Genomic DNA, 18,157 nt, shown 5'->3' on the forward strand with positions numbered 1-18,157 from the left:
TATCTCCACTCAATGCCAAACCGCCCTCGTGCCGTGGCCGACAACGACCGATTCGATCATGGTACGCGCTGACTCCAGCCCCTCTGCCGCTCCTCGGGGGGCACCGGCCGAACCGAGCGGTAGCCATCCCATCCCGCCGGCGACGGCCAGCGCGATCACCGCGATCAGCAGGAGCAGCAGCACCAGCCCCGGCACCGACAGCGGACCGATCCGGGCCCCGGTGGTGGTGCCCCGCACGGTGCGCTCGGAGGTCCCGGTGTCCACGACGTCGTAGCGACGGTCATGGCCGTCATGACCGTCCCGGCCGCTCTCGCGCGGGGCCGGGCCCGTTGCCTCCCCGCCCTGCGCGGCGGCCCCCGCAGGCACCGCGGCCCCGCCGGGCACTGCAGATCCACCGGGCTGGGGGAGCTCGGAGCGCGAGGAGGGTCGGGGAGCCGTGGACGCCGAGGACGCCGACAGCGCCGAGGGGCCGGAGGCGGCCGAGCGGGCCGACGGCCCCGAACGGTGCCGCACGCCCCGGCCGCGGCCCGACATCGGCAGCGGCATCGCGGCCGTGCGGGTACCCGTGGGGGAGGCGCTGCCGGGCGATCCGGCGGAGCGCTCGGCGGCGCCCGAGCCTCCGGCGCCCGCCGGGTCGGCGGTGAGGGTGGGGATGGCCCCGGTGGTGAAGCGCGGTACGGCTCCGCGCTGGATGGCCTCCAGGATCCGGGCCACGGCAGCGGCCGAGCGTGGCCGGTTCGCGGGGGCCTTCGCCAGCGTCATCATCACCAGCCGCTGCAGATCCGGATGGATGTGCGAGGGCAGCTCCGGCGGTTGCTGCTTCACCTGCGCCATCGCTATCTCGACCTGGCTCGAGCCGGTGAACGGGCGGTGCCCGGCCAGCATCTCGTAGGCCACGATCCCCAGGGCGTAGATGTCCGAGAGCGAGGTGGCCTGCTTGCCCATCGCCTGCTCGGGGGAGAGGTACTGGGCGGTTCCCATCACCAGGCCGGTCTTGGTCAGTCGTGCCTGGTCGGAACTGCGGGCGATGCCGAAGTCGGTGATCTTCATCGACCAGTCGTCGCTCTCGTCCACCAGCACGTTCTCGGGCTTCACGTCGCGGTGCACCACGCCCTTGGCGTGGGCGGCGTCCAGGGCGCGCGCCAGGGTGATCAGCACGGGGATCACCCGGTGCTCCGGCAGCCCGCCCGGGTTCTCCTCGATGATGTCCGACAGCGGCCTGCCCGGGCACAGCTCCATCACGATGTAGGCACGCCCGTCCAGCTCGCCGTAGTCGTAGAGCCCTGCGATCGCATCGTGGGAGAGGGCGGCGGTGTGCCGCGCCTCGGCCCGGAAGCGTTTGAGGAAGCCGTCGTCGCCGGCGTACTCCTCGCGCAGCACCTTCACGGCCACCTGCCGGTCCAGTTCCTGGTCGTGGCCCTTCCACACCTCGCCCATGCCGCCGGTGGCGATGAGGGAGTCGAGCTCGTAGCGTCCCTCCAGGACGAGGCCCTGCTTGGTCTTCATCGCCAGATCACCGCTTCCATGACTTCCTTCGCGATCGGGGCAGCCACCCGCGATCCGTACCCGCCCTCCTCGACGAGCACGGCGACGGCGACCTCGCGATCGCCCATCTGCGCGTACCCGACGAACCATGAGTGGGGTGCGCGTCCCTCGCCCCACTGGGCGGTGCCCGTCTTGCCGCCCACCTCGGCGCCCTCGATCCGGGCTGCGCTGCCCGTGCCGTTCTCGACCGTCTCGATCATCATCCCGCGCATCTCGGAGGCGTTCGAGGCGCTCAGCGGCTGGCCCACCTCACGCGGGGTGAGCTCGGCGATCGAGGACAGGTCCGAGGTGCGCACGGACTGCACGAGCTGCGGTTCCATCACCACGCCGTCATTGGCGAAGGCGGAGGCCACCATCGCCATCTGCAACGGGGTCACGCGGGTCTCGTACTGGCCGATCGAGGTGGTGGCCAGCTGGGCGCCGTCCAGATCGGTGCCCATCGTCGAGGCGGTCACCGCCAGTGGTATCTCCATCCGCTGCCCGAAGCCGAACTGCTCCGCGGTGGCCCGCAGCTGGTCCTCGCCCAGCTCCTGCCCCAGCAGGGCGAAGGAGGTGTTGCAGGACTGCCGCAGGGCGTCGGTGAGGGTGGAGGAGTCGTCCGGGCCGCACGGGGTCTGGTCGCCACCGGCGCGGTTGTTCATGACGGAGGAGGAGTTCGGCAGCTGGTAGGTGCCGGGACCGGGGATCACCGTCTCCGGCGTGTACTTCCCCGAGTCCAGTGCGGAGGCCGCCACCACCAGCTTGAAGACAGAGCCGGGCGGGTACAGGTCGCCGCCGGTGGCCCGGTTGGTCAGGGGTCGCGCAGGATCCTCGTTCAGCGCCGTCCACGCGGCCTGCACTTCAGAGGAGCTGTGGCTGGCCAGGAGGTTGGGGTCGTAGCTGGGGGTGGAGACCATGGCCAGCACCGCGCCGGTGCTGGGGTCCAGTGCCACCACGGCGCCGCGCTGATCGCCCAGGGCGTCCCAGGCCACCTGCTGTGCCCGGGAGTCCAGGGTGAGCTCGACCGTGGCGCCCTGCCCCTGCTCCCCGGACAGGATGTCGGAGATGCGCTGGTAGAACAGGGCGTCGGCGTCACCGGAGAGGGTGTCGTTCAGCGCGCGTTCGATCCCGGAGAAGCCGTAGATCACCGAGTAGTAGCCCGTGACCGGGGCGTACATGGCACCGGGATCGTAGGTGCGCAGGTAGCCGTAGGTGTCGCCGGACTCCTGCGAGCTGGCGATCGCGGTGCCGTCCACCACGATCGGTCCGCGATGGCGTCCGAACTCGTTGTAGATGGTGCGAGCGTTGCGGCCATCGGCGTTGAGACGGCCCTGGGCCACCACCTGGAAGTAGGTGGTGGAGGTGAACAGCAGCAGGAACAGCATCCCCACCACGAGCCATACGTGACGCAGCGGCTTGTTCACGCCATCACCTCCGCGGGGGAGACGGTGGTGGAGCCGGAGACCTGGCGCGCCGCAGGACGGCGGGCCGCATCCGAGAGCCGCACCAGGATCCCGGCGATGATCCAGTTGCACACAAGGGAGCTGCCCCCGGCTGCCAGGAACGGCAGGGTCAGGCCCGTCAGCGGGATCACCCGGGTGATGCCGCCGACCACCACGAACACCTGCAGGGCGATCACGAAGCCCAGGCCGCCGGCCAGGAGGGTGCCGAAGCCGTCGGAGATGCCCACGGCCGCGCGCATCGCGCGCTGCACCAGCAGCAGGTACAGCAGCAGCACGGCGAAGGCCCCCACCAGGCCCAGCTCCTCCGCCAGGGAGGTGTAGATGAAGTCGGACTCCGCGTGGGGGACGACGTTCGGGCGTCCGTCGCCCAGGCCGGCACCCGTGATTCCGCCGTTGGCCAGGCCGAACAAGCCGGCGTTGACCTGACCGCAGGCATCGAAGTTCTCCCGCGAGAGCGGATCCAGCCAGCAGTCGATGCGCCGGCGCACGTGCCCCATCTGGATGGCGGCGAACACCGCCGGCGGCAGGAACATCACCGCGCCGATCACCAGCCAGCTCAGACGGTCCGTGGCCACGTACAGCATCACCACGAACAGGCCGAAGAACATCAGGGAGGTGCCCAGGTCCGTCTGGAACACCAGCACGGCCATCGCGAATCCCCAGGCCACCAGGATCGGTCCGAAGTCCGACCAGCGCGGCAGGTGGATGCCCAGCACCTTCGGCCCGGCCAGGGCCAGCGTGTCACGGCGGGCCACCAGGTAGCCGGCGAAGAAGACGGCGAAGGCGATCTTGGCGAGCTCGGCGGGCTGGAAGCTGTTGCCGGCGATGGAGATCCAGATGCGGGAGCCGTTGCGCTCGCTGCCCAGGCCCGGCACCAGCGGCATCAGCAGCAGCAGTGCCCCGGTGAGCGCGAAGATCCAGGTGTAGCGGCGCAACCAGCGGTGATCGCGCAGCGCCACCAGCACGCCGATGCACAGCGCAGCCCCGAGCACCGACCAGATCATCTGGCGGTCCGCCATCGCGGTGGCCCGCGGCCCGTACAGGGTGTTGGCGGAGTCGATGCTGGCGATCACCGCCACCCCGAGCATGTTCAGCAGCACCACGATCGGCAGGATGGTGGGGTCCGCGTACGGGGCGCGCCACATCACCGCGATCTGCAGCAGCACGGCCACGACCGCGGCGCCGATGCCCACCTGCATCAGGTCGGCGGGCAGCTCCTCGAAACGGCCCAGCCCCACCAGGGCATAGGCCGTCACCCCCACCGACACCGCGAAGGCCAGCAGCAGTGCCTGGGTGAGGCGGCGGGGCCGAGCGGTGTACGAGACGATGGTCGCCATCAGCTCGGCTCGCCCTCGTCCGGAGGCGTGGCAGTGCGCTCCGGCCGCTCGGGAAGGGGCTCGACGCCGCCGGGAGCCTCCTCTGCGGGCTCGGAGGGAGAGGCCCCGCCGTCGGGCGTGCCGGTGGTGCTGTCGGTCTCGGTGGGCTCCTCCGTCCCGGTGGGAGGGGTGGTGGGGGCGTTGAGCTCGGCGGCGTTCTGCAGGCGCATCACGACTTCCTCGGCCGCGTCCCGGTCCGGCGTGGAGATGGTGCGCTGCACCTGGTCGCGCATGATCGGCGGCAGCTGCTCCAGCTCGATGTCCGTCACCTCGACGGGGCTGGACAGCGGGATCGGGCCCAGGTCCTGGGCGAGCCCCTGGTAGATCACCACGTGGGTGCCGTCGGTGCCCACGAAGAACTGCTTCTGCGACCAGGCATAGGCCGACCACAGGGCTCCGGCCACCACGGCCAGCAGCAGCGCCAGGGTCACCAGGGCCGGCCAGGGGCTGCGACGAGGGGGCTCCTCCTCGGAGAAGTCCTCGTCGGCGTAGGGGGCCTCCGCCTCGCCTCGCGTGAGCGCGGCGGCCTTCGCGGCGGGCCCGGAGGCGGCCGTGGGCTGGTGGCGGGTGCGGGCCGCGGACCCGACGATCTGCGGTGCGGTGGACGGTGGCTCCACGCCGCGCGGGAGCCGGTCCAGGTCCAGCACATCGGCGATGATGCAGGTGATGTTGTCCGGCCCGCCGCCCTTGAGCGCCATCTGCACCAGGGCGTCGGCGCACTCGTCCGGATCCTCGATCTCCTGCATCGTGCGGCCGATGGTCTCCAGGGAGACCAGGCCGGACAGGCCGTCGGAGCACAGCATCCAACGGTCGCCCACGTGGGCGGGACGAAGGGAGAGGTCGAGCTCGGGATCGGCGTCGACATCGCCCAGCACCCGCATCAGCACGGAGCGCTGGGGGTGGCGCTCGGCCTCTTCCTCGGTGAGCCTGCCCTCGTCCAGCAGTCGCTGCACGAAGGTGTGGTCCTTGGTGACCTGCGTGGTCTCGCCATCGCGCAGTAGGTACGCGCGGGAGTCCCCGATGTGGGCGAGGGCGAACTTGCCCTCGGTGCGCAGCAGCGCGGTGATGGTGGTGCCCAGGCCCGCCAGCTGCGGTTCGTCGCGGGCGCGCCGCAGGATCTCCTGGTTGGCGTCCAGCACCGTCTGCTCGAGGGCGGCGACCATGTCGGAGGCGGGGGTCTCGCTGTCCAGCCGCATCAGGCGGCCGATGGCCACGGAGGAGGCGACGTCGCCTCCCGCATGCCCGCCCATGCCGTCGGCCACGGCCAGCAGGTGGCTGCCGGCATAACCGGAGTCCTGGTTGTTCGAGCGCACGAGGCCCACGTCCGAGCGGGCGGCGTACCGCAGTGCGATGGTCATCGCGGGCCTCGTCTCAGTTCGATCTCGGTGCGGCCGATCCGCACCTGGGCGCCGGGTCGGAAGGCCACGGCCCCCTCGATCCGACGGTCCGACACGAGCGTGCCATTGGTGGATCCCAGATCCTCCACCATCCACTCGCCATCGCGCTGGAACACGCGGGCGTGCCGGTTGGAGGCGTAGTCGTCGTCCAGCACCAGGGTGCACTCGGGGGCACGGCCGATGAGGACGGGTGTGGAGCCCAGGGTGAGGGACGTCCCGCGCAGGGGCCCGGCGGTGACCACCAGGGAGGTGACGGTGACCGTGGGATCGGTGCGCATGGCGCCCACGTTCGCCGGGTTCGCGGGATCGGCGGAGGGTCGCTGCTCGCGCCGAGGGTTCTTGCTGGAGCGGGTGACGACGGTGGTGCCGAACAGGTCGTTGCGCAGCACCAGCAGCACCGCGATCACGAACACCCACAGCGCCAGCACGAAGCCCAGGCGCAGGGCGACGATGGTCAGTTCGCTCATGCGCCGCTCACCACGTGGAGGGGCCCGCGTCGGGACGCAGCACGGTCAGTCGGGTACGTCCGATCGTGACCAGGGAGCGGTCCTGGAGGGCCACGGGGGTGCGGATCCGCTCGCCGTCCACGAAGGTGCCGTTGGTCGAGCCGAGGTCGGTGGCGATCAGGGTGCCGTCCTCCTCGGTGCGCAGCTCGAGGTGGTGACGGGAGACCCCCGTGTCCTCGAGGATGATGTCGGCGTCGCCGCCCCGGCCGATCACGGTGACGGAGCCGGTCAGCAGGTACTGCTGGCCGTCGATCTCGACCAGAGGATGACCGGCGGAGCCGGACTGGGCGGCATCGGTGGCGGGCGCGGCGTTGCCCCGCTCGGTGCGGGACTCGGTCTCGAAGCGGCCGGGGCGCACCTCGTCGTCGTTCTCCAGCGTCACGCTCACCCCGCCCACGAACATGTAGCGCTGCTTGTCGGCGTGCTCGATGATCACCCGCTCGAGCTCCTCGACCAGGGTGTCCTGCCAGGAAGCGAAGCGCTCGAAGTCCTCGGAGTGGAGGTAGACGCTGTACACGTTCGGCGCCAGCGTGCGCGTGCGGTCGAGCACCTGGATCTGGTCGTCGCACTCGCGCTTGAGGCCCTGGGCCAGGTCCAGCGGCTTGAGCTGCCCCCGCCCCTGCGAGAACACGCTCGTCACGCCCCTGTCCAGGGTGCGCTCGATGCGATCCAAGATCCCCACGGCGGTCCTTCGCTCTCGTGCCTCCCGCTACCGCCGGTCGGCGGAGCATGCTTCCTCGTGAACGGGTCGATCGTATCGCGACGCGGCCCTGGCGACGGGGTGCGCACGGTCGGGAGCAGCAAGGGGTTCGTGCAGGTCTGGTAAAGAAAGGAGGAGGGGCCCGGCAGCAGCGTCATCACTGCGCCGGGCCCCCTCGCGGCACCGGGAGGATTCCGCCGGGGGTGCGATCAGTAGATGAGCACGCGCCTGTTCTTGGTGAACCAGCTGTTGGTCCACAGCATGTCGCTGGCGGCGGTGGAGATCCTGGAGCAGCCGTGGGAGGCGGGGTAGGGAGGGATGCTGCCCGACCCATGGATGGCCCAGCCGCGGTCGTAATAGCCGGGACGGTACAGGTTCCCCAGCGGGCCGCTCTGCCAGCCCCGGCTGTACAGGCTGTACATCCGGAAGTCGCCGGTGGGTGTGGTGGCCGTCTTCCACCGGCCCCCGGAGTAGTAGCGCTCCCCGCTGCCTGTGGATGTGTTCAGGATGTAGGAGAGCCTCCCCTCGGAGGTGGCGATGAGCAGCTGGGATTTCTTGCTGACCTCGAAGCCTGTCCCGCTGGTGATGCGGCGCCTGGGCTGCACCTTGCGCCGGATCGCATCGTAGGTGCGGGGCCCCACCACGCCGTCGCGGGTCAGCCCGGCAGCCTTCTGGATCGCGTAGACCGCCTGCTGGGTGAGGTGGCCGAAGCTGCCGTCGACGGTGCCCAGCCAGTACTTCAGGTTGGTGAGGTCCCGTTGGAGTGCCGTCACGGCGCTGCCGCGGGATCCCTTGCGCAGCACGGGCGCCGCGCTTGCGGGCGAGGCCCCGGCGGCCAGGGCCGCCCCCAGGGTGAGCGCACCCGTCCCCAGCAGCAGGCTTCGCCGCGATGGTGAGAGGAGCCCGGAGTCCCGCACCTCCATGGGCGGTCCGTCCGCGGCGTCGAGCGGTCCCGGCGTGGCGTCGATGGTGAAGCCGTACATTCTTCCCCCTGTGAGTGATGTGCATCCCTTGGGGCGGCGGGGTCGCCGCATGGACATCATGGACTACCCAAGTAAGAGTAAACAAGAGATAAAATTGAAGAATCTGTGAGCGGTGCGGATCGCTCTCATCGACGCAGGTCAGCCGGGTGGGGAGGGGGAGCTCCGATCACCGGGATCGCGGTATGGGATCCTGGGCGCGTGGCCACCGACGAGATCCCCACCGACGCCTTCGACTTCCCCGTCGCCTTAGGGGTGAGCGACCCTGACGGCACTGTCCACACCCAGGGCGACGAGCGTGCGGTCTTCCCTCTGGCCAGTGTCTCCAAGCCGATCGCGGCGCTGGGCGCACTGATGGCCGTGGACCGCGGCCTGGTGGACCTCGACGAGCCCGCCGGTCCTGAGGGTGCCACCGTGCGACACCTGCTGGCCCATACCGCCGGGTACGGCTTCGAGGGGGAGGACGTCCTGTCCAAGCCCGGGGCGCGCCGCATCTACTCCAACACCGGCTTCGAGGTGCTCGCCGCCCACGTCGAGCAGGCCACCGGGTACGACTACCCGGAATGGATCGAGCAGACGGTCGTCCAGGGCCTGGAGCTGACCGACCTGGACGTCGAGGGCAGTCCCGCGGCCGGGTACCGCGCCAGCATCCGCGACCTGCTGGCCGTGGGGCGCGAGCTGCTGGAGCCCACCCTGATCCCGGAGGCGCTGTGGCGCGAGGCCACCACCGTGCAGTTCCCGGGGCTCTCCGGCGTCCTGCCCGGCTACGGCAGGCAGAAGAACAACGACTGGGGGCTCGGCTTCGAGATCCGCGGGGACAAGCAGCCGCACTGGACGGGGAAAGGATCCTCCCCGCAGACCTTCGGCCACTTCGGCCAGTCCGGCTCCTTCCTGTGGGTGGACCCGGCGCGTTCCCTGACCGCAGCCTTCCTGGGGGAGGAGCCGTTCGGTGCCGTCCACCAGGAGAACTGGCCCGCGCTCACCGACGCGGTCCTGGAGCGCTTCGGCCAGGGGACATGATGCCGGCCCGGCCGAGGGTGCTCCGATGAGCGCGCTGGACCTGCTGGACGAGTTCGGCTTCGAGGCCGCGGCAGTGGTGCTGGGCCCCGAGGGCGTCCGTGCCCAGCGCGGCGACCTTCGGCTGGTGCGGGCCTGGCGCTCGGTCACCAAGACGGTGACCGGACTGGCCTGCACGATCGCCCTGCAGGAGGGGCGGGTGCACCTCGACGACGAGGCCGGCCCCCCGGGCTCCACGCTGCGCCACCTGCTCACCCATGCCTCCGGCTGCACCTACGAATCACCCACCACCCTCCAGCCCCCGGGCCAGCGGCGCCACTACTCCAACTACGGGATCGACGAGGCGTCCCGCCACGTGGAGCGCGCCGTTCGCCGCGACTTCGGGGACTGGGTGGCGGAGCGGGTGGCCGGGCCGCTGGGGATGGACCACCTGGAGTGGACCGGCTCGGCCTCGGTGGGTGCCATGGGAACGCTCGAGGACCTCTCGCTGTTCGCTGCCGAGATGCTGCGCCCCACCCTGCTGGAGCCGGAGTGGCATCGGCAGATGACCACCCCTCAGCTTCCGGAGCTGGTGGGCATCATGCCCGGCTTCGGCAAGCAGACCCCCAATCCCTTCGGGCTGGGCGTCGAGGTGCGCGGAACCAAGAGCCCGCACTGGACCGGCGCTCACAACAGCGAGCAGACCTTCGGCCACTTCGGCATGCGCGGCAGTGCGTTCTGGGTGGACCCCGTGGCTGACCTGGCCCTGGTGGCGGGCACTTCCCACGACTTCTGCGATGCCCACCGCCGCGTGATGCCGCAGCTGTCGGACGCGGTGCTGGCCGAGCACGGACGCGCCTGAGCCGCCACCGCTGTCGCCGATGCCAGCGGGTGGGTGCGCCGATCACTGAAACGCTTTAGCATGGCCTGCACCCCGTGACGCGGGCCTCACCCCCTGGGTAGGCTCGATGGTCCGGAAGCCCACAACGACCCAGCGGTGCTGCGCCGCCCCGAGGAGCCCCTCCATGTTCGACGACAGGGAACTCACCGAGTCCCGGATCCGCCGCTTCGCCCAGGACAACCTGGCCGCGAAGATCTACCAGGAGCAGGCGGAGGTGCAGATCTCCGTCTACCGCGTCCCCGGGGAGCCGATCCCGTCGCGCGAGGCCATCGCCCAGCAGTACGAGCCGATCGAGCTGGGCGCCCGCCTGGGCCGCGCCTGGTCCACCACCTGGCTGCACGTCACCGGCACCGTCCCGGCCGAGTGGGCCGAGGACGGCACCTCCGCCTGCGAGCTGATCGTGGACCTCGACTTCACCGGCCAGCCCGGCTTCCAGGCCGAGGCGCTGGTGTTCACCCCCGACGGGGTGCCGGTCAAGGCGATCAACCCCTACAACCGCTACCTCCCGGTCCAGCCCGGCGAGCAGCTCGACTACTACCTCGAGTGCGCCGCCAACCCCATGGTTTCCGGCGGCTGGGCCTTCGCCCCCACGCCCCTGGGCGATCCCGCGACCATCCCCGATGAGGAGCTCTACCGGATCAAGGAGCTGCACCTGGCCCGCCGGGACGTGCAGATCTGGGAACTGGCCGAGGACTTCCGCGCCCTCGGCGGCCTGATGGTCTCCCTGCCGGAGAAGAGCCAGCGGCGCCACGAGATCCTGCGCGCCCTGGAGGCGGCCTGCGATGCGGCCGACCCGGACGACATGCCCGGCACCGCCCAGCTGGCCCGGGAGGTGCTGCGCCCGGCCCTGGACTCACCGGCCAGCAGTTCCGCGCTGACGGTGCTGGCCACCGGCCACGCCCACATCGACTCGGCGTGGCTGTGGCCCGTGCGCGAGACGGTGCGGAAGGTAGCGCGCACCTTCTCCAACGTGTGCACCCTGATCGAGAACGACCCCGACATCACCTTCTCCGCCTCCTCGGCTCAGCAGTACAAGTGGCTCAAGGACCGCTATCCCGAGCTGTTCGCCCGCATCCAGGAGCGCGTGGCCGAGGGTCGCTTCATGCCGGTGGGCGGCATGTGGGTGGAGTCGGACACCAACATGCCCGGCTCCGAGGCGATGGCCCGTCAGTTCATCGCCGGCAAGCGCTTCTTCCTGGAGAACTTCGGGGTGGAGACCCGCGAGACATGGCTGCCGGACTCCTTCGGCTACTCCGCGGCCCTGCCCCAGATCACGGCCCTGGCCGGCCACGAGTTCTTCCTGACCCAGAAGGTCTCCTGGAACCAGATCAACACCTTCCCCCACCACACCTTCCGCTGGGAGGGGATCGACGGCACCAGTGTGTTCACCCACTTCCCGCCGGCCGACACCTACAACGGCATGCTCTCGGGGGAGGAGCTGGCCTACTTCGAGCGCAACTTCAAGGAGAAGGGCCGCTCCAGCATCGGCATCGACCTGTTCGGCTGGGGCGACGGCGGCGGCGGGCCCACCCGCGAGATGATGGCCGCCGGTCGTCGCGCCGCTGACCTCGAGGGCTCCCCGAAGGTCGAGTTCGGCAGCTCGCAGGAGTTCTTCGAGCGGGCCCGTGACGAGTACCCCGACGCCCCGGTTTGGAACGGCGAGCTGTACCTCGAGCTGCACCGCGGCACCTTCTCCGCCCAGCCCGGCACCAAGCAGGGCAACCGCCGCAGTGAGCACCTCCTGCACGAGGCGGAGTTCCTGGCCTCCCTGGCCGCGATCCGCACGGGCCACGAGTACCCCCATGACCAGCTCGAGGCCATGTGGGAGGACGCGCTGCTGAACCAGTTCCACGACATCCTCCCGGGCTCCTCGATCGCCTGGGTGCACCGGGACGCCGAGCGCAGCCATGCCGCGATCGCCGAGCGGGCCGGCGCGATCATCGAGGAGGCCCTGGCGGCACTGGGTGGCGCGACGGTCGATGCGTCGGCCCCCGAGGCCCTGGTGACCGCCGCCGATGAGGCCGACGACCCCGACCGCGCCGTCGACGGCCCGACCCGTGAGGGCGAGGGCGCCGGGCAGGTGCTGGTGAACACCGCACCCGTGGCCCGTCGCGGCGTGCCCGCCTACGGTGCAGGATCTGTGGAGACCGCGCAGGAGGCCGTGGTGGTGGTCCGCGAGGGCGACCGGATCACCGTGGAGAACGAGTCCCTGCGGGCCGTGCTGGACGCCTCCGGCTCCCTCGTCTCGCTGCAGGACCGGGCCACCGGGCGCGAGTCCATCGCCCCCGGCGCCCGCGGCGCCCTGCTCCAGCTGCACCGCGACACGCCCAACGCCTGGGACGCCTGGGACATCGACGAGTTCTACCGCCACGTGGTGCGGGACCTCGATGCACCCACCGACGTGCAGGTCCGTGAGGACGACGGCGGAGTGCGGGTGGCCTACACCTACAGCACGGCGCTGGCCGAGGATGCCGGCAGCGCCGAGACCCGGGGCGTGACCGGTGCGGGCTCCACCATCGTGAAGACCTTCGTGCTGCGCCCCGGCGACACGGCCCTGGAGATCGTCAACGACCTGGACTGGAAGGAGCGCAAGAAGGCCCTCAAGCTCGCCTTCCCCCTGGACGTGCGCGCCGCCTCGATGAGCAGCGAGATCCAGTTCGGCCACGTGGACCGACCGGTCCCGGTGAACACCAGCTGGGACTTCGCCCGCTTCGAGACCTGCGCGCACCGCTGGGTGCACGTGGCCGAGGGGGACTACGGCGTGGCGATCGCCAACGACTCCACCTACGGGCACGATGTGCTGCGCACCGTCCGTGAGGACGACGGCGGCACCACCACCACCGCGCGCCTCACCCTGGTGCGGGCCCCCGAGTACCCCGATCCGAGGGCCGACCACGGCCAGTACACCATGCGGGTGTCGGTGCGCCCGGGCGCCGGGGTGCGCGAGGCCGTCGAGGAGGGCTACCGGATCAACCTGCCCGAGCGGTACGCTCCCGCCGCCGCGGCGCGGGCGATCGCCGCTCCGCTGGTCAGCGTGGATGTGCCCAACGTGCTGGTGGAGACGGTGAAGCTGGCCGAGGATCGCTCCGGTGACCTGGTGGTGCGCCTGTACGAGTCCGAGGGCGCGAGAGCGGTCGCCTCGGTGATGCTCGACGAGGCGCTCGCCGGTGGCGAGGTCGCCGTGGTGGACCTGTTAGAGCGCCCCTTCGACGAGCACGCCCCGGCCTTCCGCTCCGCGTTCGAGCGCGGGGAGGGCGGTGACGCCGACCAGAAGGGCGCGGTCGGGCTGAACTTCCGTCCGTTCGAGATAAAGACGCTGCGCATCTCCCGCCAGGGCTGATCCGTCCGCGCTGGGGCTTTGCAGTCCTGTTGGGGCTGTGCGGCCCTGCCCGGCTGGTCGCCTTCTCGCGCCGCACGCCCCGTCTACATTCCTGTGCAGGCGGGGCGTGACTGCTGTCCAGGCCCGCTCATCCTCATCGCATTCGTTCAGGCGGGGTGTGACTGCTGGTGGGACGTATGTGAGGCGTGAACGTCCTTACCGGTCCGTAGGCGCTGATTTCGTCCCGCAGTTTGCGAAGCAGGGCAAAGCCGGCATGCCTGGTGCTGGTGCTGGTGCTGGTGCTGGTGCTGGTGCGGGCGTCGCATGGCCCGTGCGTGACTGGCGCTGCACCGCTGGCCACTGCTTGTTCTTCGGCTGTTCACCTGCGCTTCGGTCCTCTTTGAGCCTGCTCCCACCTGGATGCACGGTGACCAGATACGTTAGGAGCAGGCACACAGTTCACCCCATTCTGGCCATGTGCATGCACCGGGCCGGACGCGACCCCTTGGAGGACTCGAGAGATGAAGATCGTCGTCGCCGGCGGAGACGGATTCTGCGGTTGGCCCACTGCCCTGTACCTCTCCCAGAAGGGGCACGAGGTCACGATCGTGGACAACCTGGTACGCCGTGAGATCGACGACGAGCTGGGCTCGAACTCGGTCACCCCGATCCTGCCGCTCGAGGAGCGGGTGGCGGCATGGAAGGAGGTCTCCGGCAAGGACATCGCCGTGAAGATCGGCGACCTCACCGACTACGAGACCGTCTCCGGCCTGTTCCAGGAGCTGCAGCCCGAGGCCTTCGTGCACTTCGCGGAGCACCGCAGCGCCCCCTACTCGATGATCGACCGCGAGCACGCGATCGAGAACCACCGCAACAACGTCGAGGGCACCCTCAACGTGCTGTGGGCGATCAAGGACTACGCCCCCGACTGCCACCTGGTGAAGCTGGGCACCATGGGCGAGTACGGCCAGCCCAACATCGACATCGAGGAGGGCTGGATCGAGATCGAGCACAAGGGCCGCAAGGACCGCCTGCCGTTCCCCAAGCAGCCCGGCTCGTTCTACCACCTCACCAAGGTGCACGACAGCGACAACATCATGTTCGCCTGCCGCATCTGGGGCATCCGCGCCACCGACCTCAACCAGGGCGTCGTCTACGGCCTGGAGACCGAGGAGACGCGCCTGGACCCGCGCCTGGTCAACCGCTTCGACTACGACGCCGTGTTCGGCACGGCCCTGAACCGGTTCATCATCCAGGCCGCCATCGGCCACGACCTGACCGTGTACGGTAACGGCTCGCAGACCCGCGGCTACCTGAACATCCAGGACACCGTGCGCTGCATCGAGATCGCCTGCGAGAACCCCGCCGACCGCGGTGAGTTCCGGGTGTTCAACCAGTTCACCGAGCAGTTCTCCGTGCAGGAGCTGGCCGAGAAGGTGCAGAAGGTCGCCAAGGACCTGGGCACCGAGGTGGCGATCGACCACCTCGAGAACCCGCGTGTGGAGAAGTACGACCACTACTACAACGCGGTCAACACCAACCTGCTGGACCTGGGCCTGGAGCCGCACCTGCTGACCGACGAGCACCTCACCGAGGTGCTGAAGATCGCCCAGAACAACACCGATCGCGTCAAGCGCGAGCTGGTGCTGCCTACCGTCACCTGGAAGTGACCGCGAGTCCGTGAAGATCGCGATCGTCACGGAGACGTTCCTGCCGTCCGTCGACGGCGTGGTGACAAGGCTCCGCCACGCCGTCGAACGGTTCACCGACCTGGGCCACGAGGTGATGGTGGTGGCTCCTGACCTGGGAGTCACCGAGCACCACGGGGCCCGGGTGGTGGGTATCCGGCCGGTCACGCTGCCGTTCTACAAGCACCGGCGCTTCACTCTGCCCAGCCCCAATGTCGACGGCATCATCCGCGGCTTCCACCCTGACGTGGTCCATGCCGCCCAGCCGCTGCTGCTGGCCTCCTCCGGCGCCTACGCCGCCAAGCGGCAGCGCATCCCCCTGGTGGCCAGCTACCACACGCACCTGCCGCGCTACCTGGACCTGTACCGGGCGTGGTCGTGGGGCAAGCGGCCCGTGTGGTGGCAGATCAAGCGCAACCACGCGCTGGCGGACGTCAACCTCGCGACCTCCGAGACCATGAAGCAGGAGCTCACGGAGCAGGGCATCCACAACCTGCACGTGGTGCGCCGCGGGGTGGACACCGACACCTTCCACCCTCGCTTCGCCTCCCGACAGATGCGGGAGAGGCTCACCCAGGGGCATCCGGAGAAGAAGCTGCTGGTGTTCGTGGGCAGGCTCGCTGCGGAGAAGGAGATCCACAGGCTGCGGCCTTTGATGAACCGGCGCGACGACGTGGCCCTGGCGATCGTGGGCGACGGCCCGTTCCGCGGTGAGCTCGAGCAGATGTTCGCCGGCACTTCCACCGTGTTCCCCGGGTTCATGGAGGGCGAGGAGCTGGCCAGTGCCTTCGCCAGTGCGGATGCCTTCGTGTTCCCCTCGGTCACGGAGACCCTGGGCCTGGTGATCCTGGAGGGCATGGCCTCGGGCCTGCCGGTGGTGGCAGCCCGCTCCGGGCCCACGCTGGAGCAGGTCACCGACGGGGAGAACGGCCTGCTGTTCGACTCCGGTGACGAGGCCAGCCTGGACCGGGCACTGGAGCGTTTGGCCGATACGGACCTGCGCTCCCGGATCCGCACCGCAGCCCGGGCCGAGGCCGAGCAGTTCTCCTGGGAGAACGCCTCGGACGACCTGCTGCGCTACTACGAGATGGCGATCGAGGAGCACGGCCCCCGAGTCTGAGCCCTGTCCCGGCAGCCGGGAGCACCGTCTTCCGGTGCGGTCACTCCTCGGTCGGTCGCAGCGGGCCCGCGGCGAGGGTGTCACCGCTGTGGCTCGGATCGCCGTCGAAGTGCTCGTGGGACACGTCCAGCACCGGGTACTGCGCCAGGTCGATCCCCTCAGGGACCATGACGCTGGTAGTGGTGGGGGTGACGGTCCCCAGGGAGATCAGTCGAGTGGCGTCCTGGTCGCGCAGCCACACCTCGAGGTACCCGTCGGAGGGGTCCGGGGTGGAGGACACGTCCAGGATCAGCTCCATCGATCCGTCGGCATGACGCACCAGTTCGGCCTGACCGGTGAGGTCCGAGGACGCCACCGGCTCCAGCTGGGCGTCGCCGAGGACCACGGGTGGCGGCGTGGTCGGTGGATCCACGGGCTGCTGCCCCGGGCTCAGCAGCGGCCCGCCGAGCCCGACGGCGGTGGCGCCGATGACCAGTCCGGCGACAGCCGCGGCGGCGGGCACGAACCAGCGGCGCCTGCGCGGCTGCAACTCGATCACGGAGGTGCGGGAGCCGGCATCGATATCGCTGTGCCTGTCGCTGTGCCTAACGGTGCCCCTGTCCTTGTCCCTGTCGGTGTCCGTATCGCCGTCCGCATCGATGTCGGCCGCGATACGGTCCCACAGCTCCGGCGGTGGTGCCTGGAGCGGGTCGGGGGCCTCCAGAGCGGCGACAGTGCGGCGGGTGGAGTCCAGGACCTGCTGGCAGGCGGCGCAGGATCCGACGTGCGCGAGGACGGATGCGTCCTCCTCGCCGATGGCGAGCGCGGTGAGCTGCAGTTCGTCCGGGTGGGTTCCGTCGGCGCGGCCGCCGGGGCCGATGTCGCCGTGGCGTGGGTGGTCGGACCGCTCAGACATCGTGCACCTCCAAGCTTCTGCGCAATCGGGCCAGTCCCCGGTGGATATGGGACTTGACGGTTCCGAGCGGAAGGTCCAGCCGCTCGGCGATCTGCCGCTGGGGCAGGTCCTGGACGAACGCCATCCTCAGGATCTCATCCTGGGGTGGGCCCAGCTGCTCGAGCGCCTCATGGACGATCACCCTGTCCACCAGATCCTCTGCGAGACCTCCCGGTGCCGTCGGTTCCAGGGACGTACTCTCCGCCGTCGCTGATCGGCGCTGCCGGTCGCGAGCGGCCAGGGCGTCGGCGATGACCCGGCGGGTGATCCCTGTCAGCCATCCGCCCAGCGGCCGGGCGGGATCGTAGGTGTCCCGTGTCCGCCAGGCACGGGTGAAGACCTGTTGGGTGGCGTCCTCGGCATCCTGTCGATGCCGCAGGGCTCCCAGGCACAGCGAGTGGACCAGGCGACCGTGCTCCGCGTACACCTCGGCCATGGCCTCCGGGTCACCTGCGGCGAAGCGCTGCGGCAGCGACTGTGCGTCCAAGTGCTCCTCCTCGGGTGGTCCTGACGGGCGATGATCGCCGCTGGCGGCCGGCGGGTGTGTGGTCGGGCTGGTGGGACAGGGTACGCGGTCACGCTGAGACGTCGGCGACCAGGATGATGTTGTCCTCGTAGTGGCCGCGGTCGGGGAGCCATCGGCCGCCGCAGGTGATGAGCACCAGGCGCTGCGGACCGGTGCGGGAGAAGTACGGGGTGAGGCCCAGCCCGTCCTTGGGGGCGCGTTCCACGGAGACCGCCCGATAGGCGTGGGGTTCGCCTGCGCTGTCGGTCACCACGATCTCGTCGCCGGCGCGTACGTCCGTCAGCCGGGCGAGTGGTCCGACGGGGGTCTGCACCGAACCGACATGCGCCGCGATGACGGTGTCGCCCTGCAGGTCACCGGGGGCAGCACCGAACCGGTACCAGGCGGCGATCGCCGCGTCCTCGGGGATGTCCATCTGGCCGTCGGCGCGCACCCCGGTGGGTTCGACCGGGAGGGACGCGTCCAGGATGGGGACGGTGATGCTCACCGGCTCTGGTGTCTTGCGGGCGGCAGCGGTGGTGGTGGAGACGATCGGAACCGTCGGGGCCGTCGTCGTGGCCTCGGAGGCGGTGGGGGCTTGGGGACTGGTGGTCGGATCGACCGGAGCAGCGACGGCGGGTCGTACACCCGGAGCCGTCGGTTCAAGGCCCGGGGTCTCGGTGGCTTCGGTCCGTGGGGCGCAGCCGGCGCTCAGCAGCACCATCCCCGCCATCAGGGCGAGCCCTGC

The 18,157-nt window shown here is 70.3% G+C and carries 15 protein-coding genes; 5 read left to right on the forward strand and 10 right to left on the reverse strand.

Annotated features, from left to right (window positions below; genetic code table 11):
• Positions 1–9 precede the first annotated feature (9 nt).
• From M3B01_RS07035 to M3B01_RS07065, 7 genes are all read right to left on the reverse strand, one after another.
• Positions 10–1,506 carry a serine/threonine-protein kinase gene (locus tag M3B01_RS07035; RefSeq protein ID WP_259790571.1) on the reverse strand — a complete coding sequence of 499 codons (1,497 nt, stop codon included), beginning with the start codon at positions 1,504–1,506 and terminating at the stop codon, positions 10–12.
• On the reverse strand, positions 1,503–2,948 hold the full coding sequence (locus tag M3B01_RS07040) for a penicillin-binding protein 2 (RefSeq protein WP_259790574.1): 1,446 nt from the start codon (positions 2,946–2,948) through the stop codon (positions 1,503–1,505). Before M3B01_RS07040 ends, M3B01_RS07035 begins: the two co-directional genes overlap by 4 nt.
• On the reverse strand, positions 2,945–4,324 hold the full coding sequence (locus tag M3B01_RS07045) for an FtsW/RodA/SpoVE family cell cycle protein (protein WP_259790576.1): 1,380 nt from the start codon (positions 4,322–4,324) through the stop codon (positions 2,945–2,947). The genes M3B01_RS07040 and M3B01_RS07045 overlap by 4 nt, the downstream gene beginning before the upstream one ends.
• Positions 4,324–5,721 (reverse strand): PP2C family serine/threonine-protein phosphatase, encoded by a 1,398-nt coding sequence (locus M3B01_RS07050; protein ID WP_259790579.1) that lies wholly within the window; start codon positions 5,719–5,721, stop codon positions 4,324–4,326. The genes M3B01_RS07045 and M3B01_RS07050 overlap by 1 nt, the downstream gene beginning before the upstream one ends.
• Positions 5,718–6,227, reverse strand: coding sequence for an FHA domain-containing protein (locus M3B01_RS07055; RefSeq protein ID WP_259790582.1), 510 nt, complete (start codon positions 6,225–6,227; stop codon positions 5,718–5,720). Before M3B01_RS07055 ends, M3B01_RS07050 begins: the two co-directional genes overlap by 4 nt.
• A 7-nt stretch (positions 6,228–6,234) precedes the next feature.
• On the reverse strand, positions 6,235–6,948 hold the full coding sequence (locus tag M3B01_RS07060) for a DUF3662 and FHA domain-containing protein (protein WP_259790584.1): 714 nt from the start codon (positions 6,946–6,948) through the stop codon (positions 6,235–6,237).
• Between the two features lie 227 nt (positions 6,949–7,175).
• On the reverse strand, positions 7,176–7,949 hold the full coding sequence (locus M3B01_RS07065) for a L,D-transpeptidase family protein (RefSeq protein WP_259790587.1): 774 nt from the start codon (positions 7,947–7,949) through the stop codon (positions 7,176–7,178).
• 174 nt (positions 7,950–8,123) lie between these two features.
• Here M3B01_RS07065 and M3B01_RS07070 point away from each other — a divergent pair, with 174 nt between their 5' ends.
• From M3B01_RS07070 to M3B01_RS07090, 5 genes are all read left to right on the forward strand, one after another.
• The gene (locus tag M3B01_RS07070) at positions 8,124–8,966 is read left to right on the forward strand and encodes a serine hydrolase domain-containing protein (protein WP_396123344.1); all 843 of its coding nucleotides are present in this window, start codon (positions 8,124–8,126) and stop codon (positions 8,964–8,966) included.
• 25 nt (positions 8,967–8,991) lie between these two features.
• Positions 8,992–9,804: a serine hydrolase gene (locus tag M3B01_RS07075; protein ID WP_259790591.1), complete on the forward strand. Its 813-nt coding sequence runs from the start codon at positions 8,992–8,994 to the stop codon at positions 9,802–9,804.
• Between the two features lie 163 nt (positions 9,805–9,967).
• Entirely contained in the window at positions 9,968–13,183 is a 3,216-nt protein-coding gene (locus tag M3B01_RS07080) for a glycoside hydrolase family 38 C-terminal domain-containing protein (protein ID WP_259790593.1), read from the forward strand.
• Positions 13,184–13,683: 500 nt separating this feature from the next.
• On the forward strand, positions 13,684–14,832 hold the full coding sequence (locus tag M3B01_RS07085; protein ID WP_259790595.1) for an NAD-dependent epimerase/dehydratase family protein: 1,149 nt from the start codon (positions 13,684–13,686) through the stop codon (positions 14,830–14,832).
• A 10-nt stretch (positions 14,833–14,842) separates the two neighbouring features.
• Positions 14,843–15,970 carry a glycosyltransferase gene (locus M3B01_RS07090; RefSeq protein WP_259790597.1) on the forward strand — a complete coding sequence of 376 codons (1,128 nt, stop codon included), beginning with the start codon at positions 14,843–14,845 and terminating at the stop codon, positions 15,968–15,970.
• A 40-nt stretch (positions 15,971–16,010) separates the two neighbouring features.
• On the opposite strand, the gene M3B01_RS07095 is transcribed toward M3B01_RS07090, so the two are convergent.
• From M3B01_RS07095 to M3B01_RS07105, 3 genes are all read right to left on the reverse strand, one after another.
• A complete protein-coding gene (locus M3B01_RS07095; RefSeq protein ID WP_259790599.1) occupies positions 16,011–16,865 on the reverse strand; it encodes an anti-sigma factor in 855 nt (284 codons plus the stop codon).
• The gene (locus M3B01_RS07100) at positions 16,858–17,391 is read right to left on the reverse strand and encodes an RNA polymerase sigma factor (protein WP_259790602.1); all 534 of its coding nucleotides are present in this window, start codon (positions 17,389–17,391) and stop codon (positions 16,858–16,860) included. Before M3B01_RS07100 ends, M3B01_RS07095 begins: the two co-directional genes overlap by 8 nt.
• Before the next feature lie 88 nt (positions 17,392–17,479).
• Positions 17,480–18,157, reverse strand: a 678-nt coding sequence (locus M3B01_RS07105) for a class F sortase (RefSeq protein WP_259790605.1), incomplete at its 5' end; no start/stop codon positions are given.

The sequence above is a fragment of the Brachybacterium sp. p3-SID957 genome (genome assembly GCF_025144775.1).
Taxonomy (GTDB): domain Bacteria; phylum Actinomycetota; class Actinomycetes; order Actinomycetales; family Dermabacteraceae; genus Brachybacterium; species Brachybacterium epidermidis.

Bases quoted from the DNA above. Each gene is read 5' to 3' on its own strand.
- M3B01_RS07065 (WP_259790587.1), bottom strand. From the start codon at position 7,949: ATGTACGGCTTCACCATCGACGCCACGCCGGGACCGCTCGACGCCGCG.
- M3B01_RS07045 (WP_259790576.1), bottom strand. From the start codon at position 4,324: ATGGCGACCATCGTCTCGTACACCGCTCGGCCCCGCCGCCTCACCCAG.
- M3B01_RS07035 (WP_259790571.1), bottom strand. From the start codon at position 1,506: ATGAAGACCAAGCAGGGCCTCGTCCTGGAGGGACGCTACGAGCTCGAC.
- M3B01_RS07085 (WP_259790595.1), top strand. From the start codon at position 13,684: ATGAAGATCGTCGTCGCCGGCGGAGACGGATTCTGCGGTTGGCCCACT.
- M3B01_RS07080 (WP_259790593.1), top strand. From the start codon at position 9,968: ATGTTCGACGACAGGGAACTCACCGAGTCCCGGATCCGCCGCTTCGCC.
- M3B01_RS07055 (WP_259790582.1), bottom strand. From the start codon at position 6,227: ATGAGCGAACTGACCATCGTCGCCCTGCGCCTGGGCTTCGTGCTGGCG.
- M3B01_RS07050 (WP_259790579.1), bottom strand. From the start codon at position 5,721: ATGACCATCGCACTGCGGTACGCCGCCCGCTCGGACGTGGGCCTCGTG.
- M3B01_RS07095 (WP_259790599.1), bottom strand. From the start codon at position 16,865: ATGTCTGAGCGGTCCGACCACCCACGCCACGGCGACATCGGCCCCGGC.
- M3B01_RS07075 (WP_259790591.1), top strand. From the start codon at position 8,992: ATGAGCGCGCTGGACCTGCTGGACGAGTTCGGCTTCGAGGCCGCGGCA.